At 40.6% G+C, this 17,445-nt stretch carries 19 protein-coding genes; 11 read left to right on the forward strand and 8 right to left on the reverse strand.

Annotated elements, in window-relative coordinates; genetic code table 11:
- Positions 1 to 7: 7 nt before the first annotated feature.
- The 5 genes from Q0H92_RS09940 to cas2 form a co-directional block, all read right to left on the reverse strand.
- Positions 8 to 874 (reverse strand): hypothetical protein, encoded by an 867-nt coding sequence (locus Q0H92_RS09940; RefSeq protein WP_296014563.1) that lies wholly within the window; start codon positions 872 to 874, stop codon positions 8 to 10.
- Positions 874 to 1,749 carry a signal recognition particle-docking protein FtsY gene (gene ftsY, locus Q0H92_RS09945; RefSeq protein WP_296014565.1) on the reverse strand — a complete coding sequence of 292 codons (876 nt, stop codon included), beginning with the start codon at positions 1,747 to 1,749 and terminating at the stop codon, positions 874 to 876. The genes Q0H92_RS09940 and ftsY overlap by 1 nt, the downstream gene beginning before the upstream one ends.
- Positions 1,750 to 1,768: 19 nt before the next feature.
- Entirely contained in the window at positions 1,769 to 3,247 is a 1,479-nt protein-coding gene (locus tag Q0H92_RS09950; protein WP_296014566.1) for a hypothetical protein, read from the reverse strand.
- 182 nt (positions 3,248 to 3,429) lie between these two features.
- Positions 3,430 to 4,564, reverse strand: a protein-coding gene (prfB, locus tag Q0H92_RS09955; RefSeq protein ID WP_296014567.1) for a peptide chain release factor 2 whose coding sequence is annotated in 2 segments (ribosomal slippage) — positions 3,430 to 4,494 and positions 4,496 to 4,564 — 1,134 coding nt in all. Because the reading frame shifts where the segments join, the coding sequence is not laid out codon by codon here.
- Between the two features lie 17 nt (positions 4,565 to 4,581).
- On the reverse strand, positions 4,582 to 4,872 hold the full coding sequence (gene cas2, locus Q0H92_RS09960; protein WP_295797163.1) for a CRISPR-associated endonuclease Cas2: 291 nt from the start codon (positions 4,870 to 4,872) through the stop codon (positions 4,582 to 4,584).
- A 96-nt stretch (positions 4,873 to 4,968) separates the two neighbouring features.
- On the opposite strand from cas2, the gene Q0H92_RS09965 reads away from it, so the two are divergent.
- Complete coding sequence (locus Q0H92_RS09965) at positions 4,969 to 5,961, forward strand: hypothetical protein (RefSeq protein WP_296014568.1); 993 nt, start codon at positions 4,969 to 4,971, stop codon at positions 5,959 to 5,961.
- 411 nt (positions 5,962 to 6,372) lie between these two features.
- Here the strand turns inward: Q0H92_RS09965 and Q0H92_RS09970 are convergent, their stop codons facing one another.
- Positions 6,373 to 7,053, reverse strand: a complete 681-nt coding sequence (locus tag Q0H92_RS09970; RefSeq protein ID WP_296014569.1) for a helix-turn-helix domain-containing protein — start codon at positions 7,051 to 7,053, stop codon at positions 6,373 to 6,375.
- Positions 7,054 to 7,228: 175 nt separating this feature from the next.
- On the opposite strand from Q0H92_RS09970, the gene Q0H92_RS09975 reads away from it, so the two are divergent.
- Genes Q0H92_RS09975 through Q0H92_RS09995 form a run of 5 tightly spaced genes read left to right on the forward strand, consistent with a single transcriptional unit; the run spans position 7,229 to position 9,953 of the window.
- Positions 7,229 to 7,798 (forward strand): TetR/AcrR family transcriptional regulator, encoded by a 570-nt coding sequence (locus Q0H92_RS09975; RefSeq protein ID WP_296014571.1) that lies wholly within the window; start codon positions 7,229 to 7,231, stop codon positions 7,796 to 7,798.
- Positions 7,799 to 7,833: 35 nt separating this feature from the next.
- On the forward strand, positions 7,834 to 8,058 hold the full coding sequence (locus Q0H92_RS09980; RefSeq protein ID WP_296014573.1) for a hypothetical protein: 225 nt from the start codon (positions 7,834 to 7,836) through the stop codon (positions 8,056 to 8,058).
- Between the two features lie 15 nt (positions 8,059 to 8,073).
- Entirely contained in the window at positions 8,074 to 8,358 is a 285-nt protein-coding gene (locus Q0H92_RS09985) for a DUF2185 domain-containing protein (protein WP_296014575.1), read from the forward strand.
- 57 nt (positions 8,359 to 8,415) lie between these two features.
- Positions 8,416 to 9,063, forward strand: a complete 648-nt coding sequence (locus tag Q0H92_RS09990) for a hypothetical protein (protein ID WP_296014577.1) — start codon at positions 8,416 to 8,418, stop codon at positions 9,061 to 9,063.
- Positions 9,064 to 9,092: 29 nt separating this feature from the next.
- Positions 9,093 to 9,953, forward strand: a complete 861-nt coding sequence (locus tag Q0H92_RS09995) for a LysR family transcriptional regulator (protein ID WP_296014578.1) — start codon at positions 9,093 to 9,095, stop codon at positions 9,951 to 9,953.
- A 178-nt stretch (positions 9,954 to 10,131) separates the two neighbouring features.
- Here the strand turns inward: Q0H92_RS09995 and Q0H92_RS10000 are convergent, their stop codons facing one another.
- On the reverse strand, positions 10,132 to 11,517 hold the full coding sequence (locus tag Q0H92_RS10000) for a TrpB-like pyridoxal phosphate-dependent enzyme (protein ID WP_296014581.1): 1,386 nt from the start codon (positions 11,515 to 11,517) through the stop codon (positions 10,132 to 10,134).
- 372 nt (positions 11,518 to 11,889) lie between these two features.
- On the opposite strand from Q0H92_RS10000, the gene Q0H92_RS10005 reads away from it, so the two are divergent.
- From Q0H92_RS10005 to Q0H92_RS10025, 5 genes are all read left to right on the forward strand, one after another.
- Positions 11,890 to 12,261: a hypothetical protein gene (locus Q0H92_RS10005; protein WP_296014583.1), complete on the forward strand. Its 372-nt coding sequence runs from the start codon at positions 11,890 to 11,892 to the stop codon at positions 12,259 to 12,261.
- Between the two features lie 14 nt (positions 12,262 to 12,275).
- Positions 12,276 to 12,539: a hypothetical protein gene (locus tag Q0H92_RS10010; RefSeq protein ID WP_296014584.1), complete on the forward strand. Its 264-nt coding sequence runs from the start codon at positions 12,276 to 12,278 to the stop codon at positions 12,537 to 12,539.
- Between the two features lie 235 nt (positions 12,540 to 12,774).
- Positions 12,775 to 13,428 carry a TetR family transcriptional regulator gene (locus tag Q0H92_RS10015; RefSeq protein ID WP_296014586.1) on the forward strand — a complete coding sequence of 218 codons (654 nt, stop codon included), beginning with the start codon at positions 12,775 to 12,777 and terminating at the stop codon, positions 13,426 to 13,428.
- Entirely contained in the window at positions 13,428 to 14,372 is a 945-nt protein-coding gene (locus Q0H92_RS10020; protein WP_296014588.1) for a DNA methyltransferase, read from the forward strand. Before Q0H92_RS10015 ends, Q0H92_RS10020 begins: the two co-directional genes overlap by 1 nt.
- A gap of 472 nt (positions 14,373 to 14,844) precedes the next feature.
- On the forward strand, positions 14,845 to 15,717 hold the full coding sequence (locus tag Q0H92_RS10025) for a leucine-rich repeat protein (RefSeq protein WP_296014772.1): 873 nt from the start codon (positions 14,845 to 14,847) through the stop codon (positions 15,715 to 15,717).
- Between the two features lie 271 nt (positions 15,718 to 15,988).
- Here the strand turns inward: Q0H92_RS10025 and Q0H92_RS10030 are convergent, their stop codons facing one another.
- Positions 15,989 to 17,350 (reverse strand): DUF2130 domain-containing protein, encoded by a 1,362-nt coding sequence (locus Q0H92_RS10030; RefSeq protein ID WP_296014589.1) that lies wholly within the window; start codon positions 17,348 to 17,350, stop codon positions 15,989 to 15,991.
- Positions 17,351 to 17,445: the final 95 nt, after the last annotated feature.

Raw genomic sequence — 17,445 nt, forward strand, 5'->3', positions numbered from 1 at the left:
TTTTTTTTTAATTTACTTTTTCGCCATTTATAAATTTTGTTTCCATAAATTTTCCATCTGGGAAATATACAGTTTCAACAAAATCATCATCATTTTCATAGTTTATAGAAAATCTTAAATTTCCATTTTCATAAAATTCAAAATCTGCATTTTCACTTTTATCTGTATAACTATAAATATTTTTTTTTCTGTAAATTTCTTTGCCTTCTTTTTTTTCATCATAAGAAATTTCTTCATCAGACAAAATTCGGTTTTGTTTGTCATAGGAAAATAAATTTTTTTTCACCAAAGTTTTTATTTCTGGCAAAGGATTTTCCTCTGTTGACTCTGGATTTTGAATATAACAATATTCCACAACATAAAGCGGAAGAAAATCTTTGTTGTATCGAATCTCATAGTTTTTTTTATTTTTAAAATCTTCTTTATTTGAAAAAATATATTTGTCTGAATATTTCCAGTTTTCCTTTAAAATAATTTTTGAATCTGCAACAGTATTTTTATTTTCCCAGACAATTTTTTCAACAGGCTTATAATCAGAATCATATTTTACTCTTGAAAACTGCTCTTCATTTACCGAAGTGCAGGAAAAATTTTCAAGTTCTTTTGAAACACTTAAAAGCTCTTTGTCGAATTTAAAAAACACAAGTTTGCCAAGAGAATTTTTTAAATAAAATTCAGAATGATTTTTTTTCGGCTCTTCATAAAAATCAAAATCAATTTCATCTGAATTTAAAAATTCTTTTAGTTCAGTTTTCAATTCTTCAGTTTTTTCAAAAGAAATATTTCCCTTCATTGAACGCGAAATCAAAAACTGATTTTCATTTATAACGGGAAACAAAAGATACAAAAAAAACAAAGCCTCAAAAAAAGACATCACTCTGTTCCAACAAATTCATCCACGTATTTTTTAGAATCAAAAGATTCTATATTTTCGTATTTTTCTCCAGTGCAAACAAACAAAACCGGAATATTTAAATCTTTTCCAATTGAAACAAGCGCACCGCCTTTTGCAGTTGAATCATATTTTGTAAGAACAACAGCGTCAATTCCAACAGCTTCATTAAAAACTTCTGCCTGTCTCACAGCATTCTGTCCTGTTGTCGCATCGATTACAAGAATTTTTTTATAGCAACCTTCATCAGATTTTGAAGCGCAGATTCTATCAATTTTTTTAAGTTCATTCACAAGATTTTCTTTGTTATGAAGACGACCAGCGGTGTCCGCAATTACAAGTCCGCCATTGTTCGCCTTGCAAGCATCCGCTGCGTCAAAAACAACTGCGCTTGGATCGCTTCCCATCTGATGCTTTACAACTCGAAGTTTCAGTTTTTCTCCGTGCATGGAAAGCTGGTCAACCGCCGCCGCACGAAAAGTGTCCGCAGCAGCCATAATCACATTGACATTTTTTTCGGAATAAAGTTTTGCCATTTTTGCAACTGTCGTAGTTTTTCCAACGCCATTCACGCCAAGAACCATAAAAATATTTACTTTTCCATTTGAAGGTTCAATCGAAACTGGCTTTAAAAATTTCAGCAAAATATTTTTCAATTCGGCAGTAATTTCTTCTGGAGAAAATTTCTTTTCTTTTTTGCAAAACGATTCAAGGTTGTCAACAATTTCAACTGCGTTTTTTGCGCCCAAATCTCCTTCAATCAAAGCGTCAGTCAAATCTTCAAAAAAATCCTCAGAGAAATTTTTCTTTCCGCCAAAAAGATTTTTTAATTTTTCTGAAAATGAAATCTTCGCCATATTTTTAACTCCTAAAAATTTACTCTTCTTGAATTTCAGTCCAAGCCGAATTTGAAATTTCAGATGAAGGAATTTCTTTTGCATTCGAAGGAAGCAAAGAATTTGCAGCGATAAGATAACGTGCAAGTTCAATGCCAAAAAATCCAAGGCACGCAAAAGTTATTCCGCTGGAAATAGTTCCATAGCGTCTCCATTTTAAAACTTCATCATAATCTTTTAAAGAACCACGATTGTATGCATTTGTAACTGAATTATTTTTTCCAACTGAATACAAAGTGAACGGCACAGAAAGAACCAAAGCCGTATAAGCTCTGTACGCGGCAATTCTCCGTTTGTCGATATATTCCGAATGATTTACAGTTTTTCCTTTTACAGAAAGACGCGCCTGATTTTTCTGCAAAATTTCAGGCACATAAAAAAAGAACAAAGCATTTTCATCTTGCGCAGATTTAAATTGTCCGATGACAGGAGTGCCATCAAAAAAAATCTCCGCAGAAGAATTTTCATCTGAAATTTCAGAAAGTAAATCACTTCCAGAATATAAAAATCCATTTTCCAAATTTTTTTTCAATTCAATCGAGCCGGAAACTTCCGACTTGAGTTTCATGTTTCCCTGAAGCTTAAAAATTTTAGAGCCTTCAAAATCATAGTTTATCGAACGCGGAATATATCCTTGCGCCTCAATTGTTATGGAATGATTTCCAGATGTAACAGAAATTTTTTCCGGCGGATTTTTATAAATATTTCCATCAACGGAAACAATCGCATTTTCAAAAACTTCCGGCGGCTGAATTTCAAAACGGATTTCAACAGGAAAACTGTTTACGATAATCGGAACAAAATAATTCGCGGCGTTTTCTGCAACGGAAATATAGTTCTTTAACGAACCAATTTCTGTAACCTGCCCAAGAATTTTTTTCCCCGGAAAATTATAAAGCGCACACGAAATTGAAAAATATTCGCCATAGACAATAATGCGCCCAGTTATGAGTCCGTTTATTTTTGCAGCGACAACTTCATTTTCAAACTTGCGGCTTTCAATTCCAAAACCAAGAGCTTCCTTGGAAGGAGAAAAAAGTTCGTAAGCGTTTTCTTTATAGAAAGAAACATTTTCATTTTGAGGCTCCGGAAGAAGCGGAGAATTTTTTTTCACAAAAAGATTTTTAAACGGATTGAACGGAAGCGGACTAAAACTAGATTCTGTTTTTTCTTCCTGAGAAGAATTTTCATTTTTAAATTCTTCATAAAGCTGATGAGTTTTTTCCAAGTTCTCGTCAATCTGATTTTTTATCTCATCAATTTTTTTTTCTTGAGCTGAGATTTTTTTTTGAATTTTTTTCTTGCTTCCAGACAAAAGGAAAATTGCATCGCGCGTTTTTATTTCCTTTGAAAGCTGAAGAAACAAAGACTGACGCTCAACAAGCAAATTGTTCAAAGACCTGTCCAGCATTTCCTGCGGCGTTGTATTGCGCGAAAGCCCTTCAGAAATTTTTTCCATTATAAGTTGAGGAATTATAGAAGACAAATCTTGCTCTGCGGGATTCAAATTCTTCCCGCTGTCAAAATCAAATTTTTGGGCAGCAAGAATCCAAGACTCGCAAAAAAATTTCTCTGTCAAAAATAACAAAAGAGAAAAAATAAAAAAAAATCTTTTATATTTCCGAAAGAGAAAATTCATCTCTACAAATCATCTCCATCGTCATCTGATGAAGAAGGAAGATCTTTCCATTTTGCTGAAAGGAATTCGTCCAAGAATCCGTCGATGTCGCCATCCATTACGCCCTGAATGTTTCCAACTGAATATTTTGTGCGGTGGTCTTTTACCATTGTGTAAGGCTGAAAAACATAAGAGCGAATCTGGCTTCCAAAAGAAATGTCCTTTTTTTCACCTGCGAATTTTGAATTTTCCTTTTCGCGTTCTTCCTTATAATATTCGTAAAGCCTTGACTTTAAAATGCTCATTGCAGATGCGCGGTTCATAAGCTGGCTGCGTTCACTGTCGCAGGCAACAACGATTCCGGTTGGAATATGAGTAAAGCGGACTGCGGATTCAGTTTTGTTTACGTGCTGACCGCCTTTTCCGCCGGAACGATAAGTGTCTACGCGCAAATCTTTCGGGTCGATATTAACTTCTATGCTGTCATCAAGAACTGGAAAAACATAAACAGAAGCAAACGAAGTGTGCCGCCTTGCATTTGCATCAAACGGACTTATGCGAACCAAGCGGTGAACTCCAGCTTCGCCCTTTGTATATCCATAAACATAAGGCCCTGAAATTTTCATGTTGATTGACTTGAGTCCGCCTTCCACTTCTTCCTGCGAAAGAACTTCAACTTTATATCCATGACGTTCCGCCCATCTTTGGTACATACGGCTAAGCATAAATGTCCAGTCGCAAGCTTCAGTTCCGCCAGCACCAGCATGAACAGAAAGATAGCAGTCGTTCTTGTCAACTTCATCGCTAAGAAGATTCAAAATGCTCTGATGGTCATAATCGGCTTTTGCTTTTTCGTACTGCTCTTTTAATTCTGACTCAATGCTCTTGTCATTTTCTTCAAGCCCAAGCTCATACAAAGCCTCAAGGTCATCAACACGCTGAACCAAATCCTGCCACGGCTCAATTCTGCCCTTTAAAAGCTTAATGTCATTCATTATTTTTGTAGCCTTGGCATTGTCGTCCCAAAATCCGGGAGCAGTTGTAAGAGCTTCTTTTTCAGCTATTTTTTTATTGATGTCATCAACGTCAAAGACGCCCCCAAACAGCCGAAACATCTGCCTTCAGCTGTGCAATAGGCTCCTGAAAATCTTCAATCATAATTGTCCTCAAATTTTTTAATTCTTAGGGCGCGCAGTTCCGTTAAAGCAGCATTTGCGCCATTTTTTCTGTTTCATTTCTGTAATAACAAAAAGTCCGTTCAAAGGAAACTGATAAATTCTGATTTTGTCGTAGTAGTCAGTAACTCTGTCCAAGTCTTTTTTCAAGGCGGAAAGCTCGGTTTCATTCAGCTTTAAACTTTCCCAGCAAGAACGCTGAATTTTCTGAAATCCATATCTGGAAAGAATATCCACCATCATCTTGCCGCTATCAAGTCCGCCCGGCTCTATAATCACAGAAATAAACATACATATAATAGAATAAATCAAACGCAAGACATTGTCAAACCGCGCCAAACGCAAGATATACTTGAAAATCAGCGGAATTTAGTCCAAAATACAAACATGGAAATTTCAAATTCATTTAGAAAATTTTTTTCATCGGCAATTTTAATTTTTTCATTCTCGATTTTATTTGCGCAAACAAAACGCCCGGTTGTTACAGGAATCAATGCAATTCAGGCTGAAAACGGAAAAATTTCAATAAGCTGGATTCTGCCAAAAAACGACACAGACTCAATTTCTTCATTTATAATCTACAGAAACAAAAAGCCTTTCACAAGCTACGGTCAAATTGAATTCAGCCAGCCTTTGGCAACCGTGGAAAAAATTACAGATTCCTACACGGATTCTCCAAGAGACACAAGCGAATATTTTTACGCCGTAATCACAATGATTTCAGAAAACGCAAAAACTCAAAGCAACAGCGAAATTTATTATGACGAGCAGCTCGATGGAAAAAAATCGCTTAAAACTGAAACTCAAGTGCGGCTTGTGCTTCCTGGAGTAAATGCAACAACTGAAGGAATCAAAGCTTCCGCCGCAATTTATCTTGGTCAGCCTTCAATCAAAAAAACTCCTCAGGCAAAAAAAGAATACGAAGACAAAATGCGCGAACTTCCTTTGCCGCTTGTAGACGTTCTTGGCGAAAACTCAAAGCCTGAGGAAACTAAAATCAGCGAAAGCTCACGCAAAAGAATTCAGCCGCTTTTAAAATCAAAAAAAGAGCAGACAAAAGTTTTGCCGGTTTATATTTTCGACGAAGATTTAATCAGTCCTGCTGGCGGAGACGAATATCTTTTATTTGAAATTTTGCGCACTTCATTTATAAAGAAAAAATATTCAGATTCAATTGACGCACTGAAAAAATTCCTTGCGCAAAACAGAAACAAGCAAGTTACAGACAGAGCGAATTTTTATCTTGGCGAATCTTATTATTACACAGGAAATTTTCCATCCGCGCTCACATATTTTCTTTCACTTGAAGAAACATATCCAGAGCTAAGCCGCAAATGGACAGAAAGCACGCTAGACAATTTTTCCGCTGAAATTGAATAAAACGTTTTAGGAAATTACATGCAGACGATGAAAGTTACAGTAACGTTTTGCAAAATTACACTCGGACAGCAAACGTTACGGTAACGCAAGCAGAAATTGCTTGCTGGCAAAGAACGTTATTTTAATATTTTATGAAAGTACGTGTGGTCGGCAAACGTTAAAATAACGCTAAGCGAAATTGCTTGCGGTCAAGGAAAATCAAAATAACGTTTGAAGAAATTACGTAAGGTCGGGAAACGTTATTTTAACGCAGGCAGAAGTCATCTGCGGTCAGCAAAAAAAGATTCCAAACCGAGTTTGCTATGCAAACATCGCAACATCAAGTGTGGGAATGACAGAGAAATCCCGCAAGACAAAATAACATAAAATCGCCCTGCGGAATTTCTTTCACTGCAAAACTTCTTTTTTCTGTCAAAAATTCACTTCAAAAAGTCCGTGCTTTATGCAGTGGGCGTAGATTCTGCATTTTCCGGCGTTTCGGAATCTTGCTTCGGCGTTCTGCTCCGGGTACATTTTTGCAAACTCCACGGAATCCAAGCGAACGCAGGCGAACCAGGAAATATAATGTGTTTTTGTCATCTCGTGGTTCATGCGGACGAAAATCTCGCCGCCGTCTTTCTGCACATCGATTTTGTGATTTTCTGCCGGATTAAATTCATTTTCAAAGTTTTCAGAAATCTGACTTCCAGAATTTTCCGCCGGATTTTCCGCTGACAAACCGGGCTTTTCAGTTTCCGCCTGTTCATTTTCAACTTCAAGCGGAGGAAGCTGAATTCCGCAGCAGCTTACGCAAGCCTTTCCAACGCTGAAAACCGAATTTCCGCAGACCGGGCAGACGTAAAAATTCGACTTTGAAAGATTCGCCGACCTGTTTCCGTTTTCAATTTCCGTCCCGGAAAAAAGCTCCGCAACCGAAACTTTCAGAATTTTCGCAAGCGGCTCAAGAAAAGTTATGTCGGGAAATCCGCGCCCCGTCTCCCATTTTGAAACCGTCCTGTCGCTCACGCCCAAAAAGTCCGCAAGCTGGCTTTGGGTCAGCTTCTGTTTTTCACGGAGCCGCTTTACCGCAGCCCCTGTAACATACTGGTTCATATTCACCTCGAAAAATAATTTAAGACGTCTTGAATGCAGTCTACATCATTTTCCGCCGGCAACCTACATACTTATCGTAGAGATTTTTGAACAGTTTTTCCCTTGACAAAACAATTCTCTGCCGTTATAAAATTACTAATCAAATTAGTCATTTTGCCTTTTTTGGGAGGAAATTATGCCGCGTGCGGGTCTTACGAGGGAAAAAGTTATTGAGGCGGCGGCCAAGCTTGCGAATGAGCGCGGCTTGAGTTACGTTACAATCACGACACTTGCCGAGCATTTTGGAATAAAAAAGCCGTCGCTTTACAACCACATTGAAAGCCAGGAGGACATCCAGAAGTCGCTGATGATTTACGGCTGGACGCACGGAATCGAGCCGCTTTCCGAGGAAATAAAAACTGACGATGCGCACGAGGCTTTGCGCCAGTATGCAAGTCTCTTCTATAAATATGCGCTTGAAAATCCCGGCGTTTTTGAGGCGATGCTCTGGTACAACAAGTACGAAAGCCCAGAGCTTGTTCAGGCGACCGAAAAACTTTACGGCTTCTTTTTTGCCCAGACCGACAAGCTTAAAATCAGCCGCGAAGCCGCCAATCATCTTTTGCGAACTTACCGCGCTTTTCTGGAAGGATTTTCGCTTCTTGTGATTCACAACTCGTTCGGAAACCCGATTTCAATAGAAGAAAGTTTTGAGCTTTCGCTCGATGTGATGATTAAGGGCATGGAACAGTTTGAAGGAAAGTAGCTGAAAAAAAATTTCTGAAATCCGGGAGCAAAGCAATGAGCAAATATCAACATTTATGGATTTACATAGATTTAATTTTTAAGCAAACGAATAAAGAAAAACTGGAACTGTCTTTCAGCCAGATAAAGGACGCGGCAGGTTTTGAGATTGACCATTCATTTTTAACCTGCAAAAAAGAACTCTTGGATTACGGCTATAAAGTTGAGAAAATAAAACTGAAAGATAAGAAAATTGTGTTTTCAAAAATAAAAGAAACTTGAATATTAGGTACAAAAATGAGTTTATTTAAAAAATTTCCATTTAAAGACAAGCCTAGCACAGTGGCTATTACTTGTGCTCACATTCTTGATGAAAAAAATCCTATATTATATGTTTTCCACGATGCAGATGATGGATGTTGGCAGTTTCTTTGCGGTAAAGAACATAATATTGAAGATTCAAGAGTTATTTCACTACAGCAAATATATGAAATTGACAAATCAGTCAAGAAGATAGCAAATTTGGAATACGGAAAATGCGCTTATAGAAAAGACAAAAACAGCGAATGGAATATTCAATAAATTAAAACTTAGCAGTTTGCTGGAAAAATATTAGTTCATTAAAGATATTATTGACTTATGGAAGATAAAAATATTCATTTAAAAATTATAAAACAAGTTTGCAAGGAAATTTTAATCCCGCTTGGCATTTTTCAAAAAGGGACTTCAAGGTTATATTTAGATGACAATGACTATTTTTTTACAGTAATAGAATTCCAGCCCTCAAATTGGGATAGAGGAACTTATCTGAACATAGGTTTAACTTTTTTGTGGGATTATAATCAATCTGACGTTTTATATTTTGATTTTTCAAGACAGCCTGCCGCTAGATATGGTAAGTTTGTGGAATATAAAAACGAAACCCAATTTAGAAAAGAAATAATAAATTTGGCAAATATAGCAAAAGAAGAAATATTATTTTATAGAAAATTAAGAGATATAAAATTTGCAAAAGATTGGATGATTTCATATACAAAAAAATTCAACTGTAACAAATACTTAAGATTCGGGCTTGCGATTGCCAATATTTGTACTTTAAACAATGATATGAAATCAGCAAGATTTTATTATGAAAATTACCATAGAGAACAAAATACAGCGGAACAAATGGACTGTAAAAATTTAAGTAAAGAATATTTGAATTCTAATATTAAAACAACGAGAAAAATGTGGCATAGCAAACCGTCAATGAAAAAAATGCCTTTTTCAACAATATATGATAGTTAATTGCAGTTCAGCAGTTTTCAGGAGGAAAAATGGAACTTAGAATCTTGCGGTATTTTTTGGCGGTTGCGAGGGAGGAAAATTTCACGAAGGCGGCGATGTCGCTGAATGTGAGCCAGCCTGCTCTTTCGCGCCAGATTGCGCAGCTTGAGGCCGAGCTTGGGCAGACGCTTTTTGTGCGGTCGAGCCACTGCATTGTGCTTACGGACGCAGGGCTTCTTTTAAAGCGGCGGGCGGAGGAGATTCTCTCTCTTGAGGACAAAATCCGGCGGGAATTTTCCGAGGGCGGCAACGAGATTTCGGGCGAGCTTGCGTTCGGTTGCGGCGAAAATATGGGAATGAGGGAACTTGCCGAAAAACTTGCAGAATTCAAAAAACTGAACCCCAAAGTTACTTTCAGAATCTACAGCGCAATTGCCGACGACATAAAATTCCGCCTTGACCAGGGGATTTTGGACTTTGGGCTGATGAGCGAGCCGGTCGAGATTCTCCACTACGATTTTGTGCGCATAAAAACGGTTGAGCATTGGGGAATTCTTGTGAAAAGCGATAATCCTCTTGCCGCAAAAAGCTCCGTAACGCCGCAAGACTTGACCACGATTCCGCTTTATCTTCCGTGGCGCACGACAATGCGAAGCGAAGTTTCCGCATGGCTTTCAGACTGCGCCGAAAAAATCACAGTCGCCGGAACTTACAACCTGCCGGGAAACATAACGCACCTTGTAAAACTCCAGAACGCCGCCGCAATCACCATTGAAAAAATCTACAATTACGACGGGCTGACATTCGTTCCATTTGAAAAAGCCAACCCGATGACATCAGTATTAGCATGGAAAAAATCCGCAAATCTAAGCCCGAGCGCAAAGGCGTTCGTGGATTTTTTTAAGGGATGAGGGGAAAATTTTCCATAAAACGTACCGCAGAAAGAAATAGAACCGAAAGAAAATGCAAACCGCCTGGCTCAGACAAAAGCACGTGAACCAGGCAAAAGTGAAATACTAAATCACCGCCGGGCAGAACAATTCAAGTTCCGTTTCTGGCAGTGATAGACTTCAAGTCAGTTTCAGTTCCCTAGAATTCGTTTCCCGGGAAGCGCGGAATCAAATCAATTGACTTTTTGATTTCCTCGTCGGTCGGAATATAGTCGCTCATCGTGCCGTTGTTGAACGCTTCGTAGGCTTTCATGTCGAAGTAGCCGGTTCCAGTAAGTCCGAAAAGGATTGTCTTTTCTTCTCCGGTTTCCTTGCATTTGAGGGCCTCGTCGATTGCAACTTTGATTGCGTGGCTTGATTCTGGAGCTGGCAAAGTTCCTTCCGAACGGCAGAAAAGTTCAGCCGCCTTGAAAACTTCCGTCTGTTCAACGCTTCTTGCCTCGATGTAGCCGTCGTGGTAGAGCTGGCTTACGATTGCGCTCATTCCGTGGTAGCGAAGTCCTCCGGCATGGTTCGCGCTTGGCATGAACTGTGAGCCGAGCGTGTACATTTTCTGCATTGGGCAAACCTCGCCTGTGTCGCAGAAGTCGTAGGCGAACACTCCGCGTGTAAGGCTTGGGCAGGATGCAGGCTCAACCGCGATGAACTGGTAGTCCTTTTCGCCGCGAAGCTTTTCTCCCATGAACGGGCTTATAAGTCCGCCTAAGTTGGAGCCGCCGCCTGCGCATCCGATTATAACATCCGGCTTGATTCCGAACTTGTCCATGGCAGCCTTTGCTTCCATTCCGATTATCGACTGGTGAAGAAGAACCTGGCTCAAGACCGAACCCAAAACGTATCTGTATCCGTCGTGCTTTGTGGCGTATTCAACCGCTTCCGAAATCGCGCAGCCCAAAGAGCCTGTGCAGCCCGGATATTCAGCGTTCAATTTTTTTCCGATTTCAGTTTCCATGCTTGGGGAAGGAATTGCATGGCCTCCGTAAGTTCTGATTACCTCGCGGCGCTGAGGCTTCTGTTCGTAGGAGCAACGAACCTGATAAACACGGCAGTCCAAGCCAAGATATGCGCACGCCATCGACATCGCGGTTCCCCACTGGCCCGCGCCTGTTTCCGTAGTAACACCTTTGAGTCCCTGCTCCTTTGCGTAGAATGCCTGGGCGATTGCCGAATTTAGCTTGTGGCTTCCTGAAGTGTTGTTTCCCTCAAACTTGTAGTATATTTTTGCCGGCGTTCCGAGCTTCTTTTCAAGGCAGTAAGCCCTTGTTAAAGGCGAAGGGCGGTACATCTTGTAGAAGTCCAGAATTTCCTGTGGAATCGGAATGTAGCGGTCGGTTTCGTTCAGCTCCTGCTTTACAAGCTCCTTGCAGAAAACGTGCTCCAGTTCTTCCGCCGTGCAAGGCTTGAGCGTTCCCGGATTCAAAAGCGGCGCGGGCTTGTTCTTCATGTCGGCACGCATATTGTACCACTGCTGCGGCATCTCATCTTCGTTCAAGTAGATTTTGTAAGGGATTTTCTTTGTTTCCATAAATGTTTCTCCTGTAAAAGACATTAATAAAGTTTGCAACGCAGCAGTTCTGCGCTTGTTTCTATGAATAGTAATATACATCTTCTTTATGCTTCTGTCAATAGTAACAGCGAAAAAGTGATTAGCATTTGGATTTTATTTTGATAAGATTTTATTGTAAGAAAAGCATAGAAAAATACGTCTTTATTGCGATTATCAGTTTTTTATAAACTTGGAAATAAATGTGTAGAAAATGTTAGAATTTTGTTTTAGACTTGTAATATAAAAATATGTTAGTTTGATGCATTTTTCGCACTTTCGTTGAAAGTAAAATCTTCAGCATATTTTTAAGCCATTCGTTGAATGGCTATTGTTGAACACTAGGAGGATTTTATGAAAAAGAAAATTAGATTTTTTCTTTTTACATGCTTATTTGCACTTTTTCTTACAAGTTGTGATGAAGTTTTATCTGTTGTAACAGTTGGTGATGATGGTAAAAAAATTGTAAACAATTACGTTTCTATGATTGGAGACACAGTTTATGATGAAAGCGTTTCCCTTAAATCGTGGGAAGAACTCGAACTTCTAAAAGAAGAGAATATTGATTTAGATGATTTACTTTTTAAAATCGTGAATAAAAAAGACAAAATCATAGTTTTAGGCGATGAGGAAGCTGCCATTGAAATTACTTTCTTTGAAGGCGGATATAAGTTCAAACTTTTTGGCTCAATGGATTCCTTAAACGAAGCATTTAAAGATTTATAATGTTAGGAGGAAAAATGAAAAACTGTATAAAATTTTTAATTTCGGCTTTTGTTATTTCTGCAATTTTTACTTCATGCACAAAAAAGCCTCTTACTCTTGACGATTCAACTTCAATGAAAACGCTTCTTAAGGCAAGTGATAAAGAAATTACAGAACTTGTTATTCAGGAAGCATCTCAAAAAGCAGGTGTGAGTGCAGAAAAGATAAATGTTGAATACATTTATCGCGATAAAGAAAATCAAGCTATAGTCGTAAAAAGCAAGATAGACGAAAAATAAAATCAGCGTAGCAATAAGGTGTTTGTTACTGCGCTAACTGTTTGCTTATTAGTGCAGTAAACGCCTGCTGATTAGTACGCTAATTGGATGCAAAAATTTATAGTTCAAACAAAACGGTAAAGCAAATTTTAGCTTATGCTCATTTTTGCTTAGAATTCATTAGACATCTCCACATTTCTTAGCAACATCGCGTCATTTATTGCACAAATTCTTGTCGTGTGGTATTCTTAATGCTATGCAGAATTACATACGCGCGCGGAGCGATGACCAGAAAGAAGAAAGGCTAAACCAGATAAAGGAAGCAGCGGACTCGCTTTTTGCGCAGATGCCGTACACCGAAATCACGCTCACGACGATTGCCGACAGGCTAACCTGGTCGCGCGCGAATCTTTACAAATACGTTACGACAAAGGAAGAGATTTTCCTTGAGATTTCCGCGCAGAAAATGTCGGCATATTTCAACGCACTAAATTCAGCATTTCCGGAAGGCAACAAGTTTTCCCCGGAAGTGGCTGCGGAAGTCTGGGCCGGAATCCTAAACGCGAATCAGGACTACCTGCGCTATGTTTCCTACCTGAACCCGATTATCGAAACGAACGTGACGGTTGACCGCCTCGCCTCATTCAAGAAAAAATACTATGAATTTGCCTACGTTTTCCGCGACAAGCTTTCCGCAATGCTCGCGCTTTCCGCCGACGAAGCATACAAGCTCCAGCTGGACACTCTGATGTTCGCCGCCTCAACCGCCGTAAGCTGCTACAAAAACCCGCTGATAAAAGAGGCTCTCAAAAAAATCGGCATAACTCCGCCCAAAATGGACTTCTACGAGGATATGCGCGACTTTGTCCTGATGAGAATCAAGTGGAGCGTTGAAAAACGGACAGTCTGATGAAAGAAAAAGAACGCGCGGCGAACAACAGGACACTGACGCTTGAGCCGCAGGAGATTGCGGAACTAAAAAAACGCCTGCTTACCGAATCGAATATTTCTGCGGAAACGGACATTGTGAACTGCACATTGAACGGCGATATTCTGAAGATGCTTGAATTCGTGCCGGACGATTTTGCTGATTTGATTATAATTGATCCGCCGTACAATCTTTCCAAGAATTTCAACGGAATGAAATTCTCATCGCGCTCTCAAGAAAATTACGACGAATATCTTGCGACTTGGTTTCCGCAAGTTTGCAAAAAACTGAAACCCAATGGATCTCTTTATATGTGCGGCGACTGGAAATGCACTTCCTCTCTTCAGCGTGCGCTTGAAAAGGAACTTACAGTTCTGAACCGGATTACCTGGCAGCGCGAGAAAGGACGCGGCGCAAAATCAAACTGGAAGAACGGAATGGAAGACATCTGGTTTGCCGTAAAAAATCCGGACGGCTATTATTTTGATGTTGAAGCCGTAAAGATGAAGCGGAAAGTTCTTGCGCCGTACAAGGCTGACGGAAAGCCGAAGGACTGGAACGAGGAGACGGACGGAAAATTCCGCATTACATATCCTTCAAACTTTTGGGATGACATTTCCGTTCCGTTTTGGTCAATGCCCGAAAACACCGACCATCCGACGCAAAAGCCTGAAAAACTTTACGCAAAGCTGATTCTTGCAAGCTCCCGTCCCGGCGACATTGTTTTTGACCCTTTCTTGGGAAGCGGAACCGCAAGCGTCGTGGCAAAAAAACTCGGCCGGCGTTTCTGCGGAATCGAGCAGAACGAGGAATACTGCCTTTGGGCGGAAAAACGCCTTGCCCTAGCGGAAACCGACAAGTCAATCCAAGGCTACAGAGGCGGTGTCTTCTGGGAACGAAATTCCGGACTGTGGCAGGGAAAGTAGGATTCTCAACTAGACATATTGAAACTTCCTGTCCCGCCCTGTCATCCTCGGTTCGATCAGCAATGTTTCTGAAAGAAACTCTGTTGAGAATCTCTTGTGTCATTATTGGGGCGTGTCCGTTGCGTTAGTTTCGGCAAGCTCAACTACCGCAACGGTCGGGCTGTTCAGGGTTTCGCTATCGCTCCAGCCTCCTCACTGCGCTACGCTCCGTTGCGGTGGCCGCTTTGCGCCCTTACCATCCCTCACGCAAACTCGGTCAGCAATCTTTTTTTACAAAAATCCGCAAATTTCTCTACTTTTTTCTTCATTTGCCGTGATATTTCTCTTTTCATGCTATATAATAGTAGAAACACCAAATAATTTAATATAAAAAAACTGCCATGAAACCTAAGTTTTCAGCAGTCTTTTTTTCAGGAGATACGATGAAAATTAACTTCCGCTTCGCTACCCCCCCCATTGGATTTTAGCCTGCATTCTTGCTCTTAGCCTCGCGCTTCCGTTCACTTCATGTTCCGACGGTTCAAGCGGCGGCTCGGATGATGAAAAAGCAACCTACACCGTAACCTTTGACGCGAACGGCGGAACTGGCACAATGAATCCGCAGATTTTTACTTACGGTGAGCCTCAAAAACTTTCACCAAATAAATTCACAACGGACGGAAAGGACTTTCTTGGCTGGGCAAAAACTTCCGGCGGAAACATAGCCTACGATGACAATTCCGAGTATACAATCGGCGCGGCGGACGTTACGCTCTATGCCGTGTGGGGAAAATTCGTAACTGCAGATAATGCAGCAACTGTAATTGCCGGACTGGAGGCTGGAACTAGGACAAATCTGAATATTTACACAGTAAAAATTACAGACAAAACATTGACTGCGGAACAACAGAAAGAAATAGGAACAGCGATAAAAACAGTAGCAAATAAAAGTAACTATTATGTATTCTTCAGCCTTGACCTTTCCGCAACTGAACTTACAGAAATTCCAGAAGGAGCTTTTTCTTACTGTAGGCTAAGAGGTTTAATTCTGCCGGATTCTTTGGAAACAATCGGGATAGGTGCTTTTGGGTACAATAACTTTGAAGAAATTGTAATTCCTGGCAATGTAAAAAGTATTGAAGATGGTGGTTTTGAGTATTGTTCAAATCTTAAAACAATAACGCTTCCTGCAAGCCTGACTTCCATCGGTGCTTCCGCATTTGCAGACACCGTGCTAAAAACCGTAAACTACAAAGGCACACAAGCTCAGTGGGCAAAAATAAAAATTGATGATTATAATGATAAACTCACCGGACTCAACAATGTTACTAGGGCAACAATCAAGTGTTCCGACGGCACGTTATAAACGGCGAGTAAACTTGTCATTGTCGGGTTTACCCCGACAGTCTCTCGTATTGTTAGTGATTCCTGTGTCGTAGCACAGGAATGACATAAAGCAACTTGTCATTGTCATGGTTCGCTTTCTCTGTCATAGTCGTACTTGATACGACAATCACCTGCAAAAGATCTTCGGGTCAAGTCCGAAGATGACATAGAAATCAAGTTCAGCAATGGCATCTTTTCAGCCTAAATAATGGCAAACTGCCAGCCCATATCAGACTGACATCCGTCACTCATCATTCCCCTTTCAGTTCGTCGAACTTCTGCTTCATCGTGGGATTATTTTTCACAAGTTTTTTCACGGTCAAATCTTCGAGTTTGTTGTTCGCAAGGCGGTAGTTGTTCTCGGAGCTAAGCAAATCCTCCTTCATCTTCTGCAGGTTTGAAATCGCCTTGTCAATCTGATCGACCGCGCTCATGAATTTTCGGCTCGCCAAATCGTAGTTCCGGCTGAATCCGTCCTTAAAGCGGTTCAAGTCCTCCTCAAAATGCGTGATGTCCATGTTCTGCTCTTGAATCCGCCTAAGCTCGCGCTTTGACTCAAGAGTGTTCATGGCGGCGTTCCGCAGAAAGGTAATCACCGGAATAAAAAACTGCGGGCGAATCACGTACATCTTCGGATACTTGTACGAAACGTCCACGATTCCCATGTTATAGTAGTCGTTATCGCTTTCAAGCATGGAAACCAGAACCGCATACTCGCAGCCCTTCTCGTTCCTGTCCTTGTCCAGCTCCTTCAGAAAATCCTCGTTCTTGTGCTTGGTCGCCGTTTCGTCAGCCTGATTTTTCATCTCAAACATAATTGAAATGAATTCCACGCCGTCGCTGCTCGATTCCCTAAAAATAAAGTCGCCCTTGCTGCCCGAAGCACGCGAAACCTTGTTGTCCTTTTCAAAATACGAATTCTGAAAACCAAGCGCGCGGTTCTTGTTGAACTCCGTAAGGCAGAACTGCTCCAAGTCCTCGCCGATTCTCTTGGTCGATTCCTTCGCCTTGAAGTCCTTGTAGAACGCAATTTCCTCGTCCTTTGCCTTGAGCTGCGCCGAAAACTGCTCTTTTATAGAAGAAACTTCGCTTTTCGACTTGTTTTCCATAACCGCAAGGTCGCTTTTAAGCTGAATGATTTCCTTTTCCTTGTCCTGAACTGCGGATTTCACTGCAATTTCGGAATCACGTTTGCCGGAACTAATCTTTTCATTCAAAAGCGCGATTTCCTGTTCCTTTGAGGCAAGCGCAATTTTCAGCTCCGACTGCGACTTTTCCTTTGCCGCTCCAAGCTCCGCTGAAATTTTCGTAATCTGCTGATTTTTTTCCGCCAGCGCAGCCTGAAATTCCGACCTTGACTTCTGCTTTTCCGCCTCGAATTCCGCCGACAGTTTTGAAAGTTTTGCCTCCAAAGACGCAATTTCCTTTTCCTTCTCATTCTGCGCCTTTGAGACCGCAAGCTGAACCGCCGATTCCTTTTCCTTGCTCAAGGACGCCGCGCGCTTTTCAAGCTCAATTTCAAACTGCTCGTTCCGCACATCGTTCGCAATCGAATCATAAACATTCTGCTCCAGCGCAATCAGCTGCCCGCAGTTAGGACACTTTATATTCATTTTTCACCTCATTTCTTGCCACGCATCTATAATATATACCATTTTTTGCAAAAACTGCACAGATTAACAAGAAATTCCCTTTCCGCCTTAAATTT

This window comes from uncultured Treponema sp., assembly GCF_934725225.1.
GTDB lineage: Bacteria > Spirochaetota > Spirochaetia > Treponematales > Treponemataceae > Treponema_D.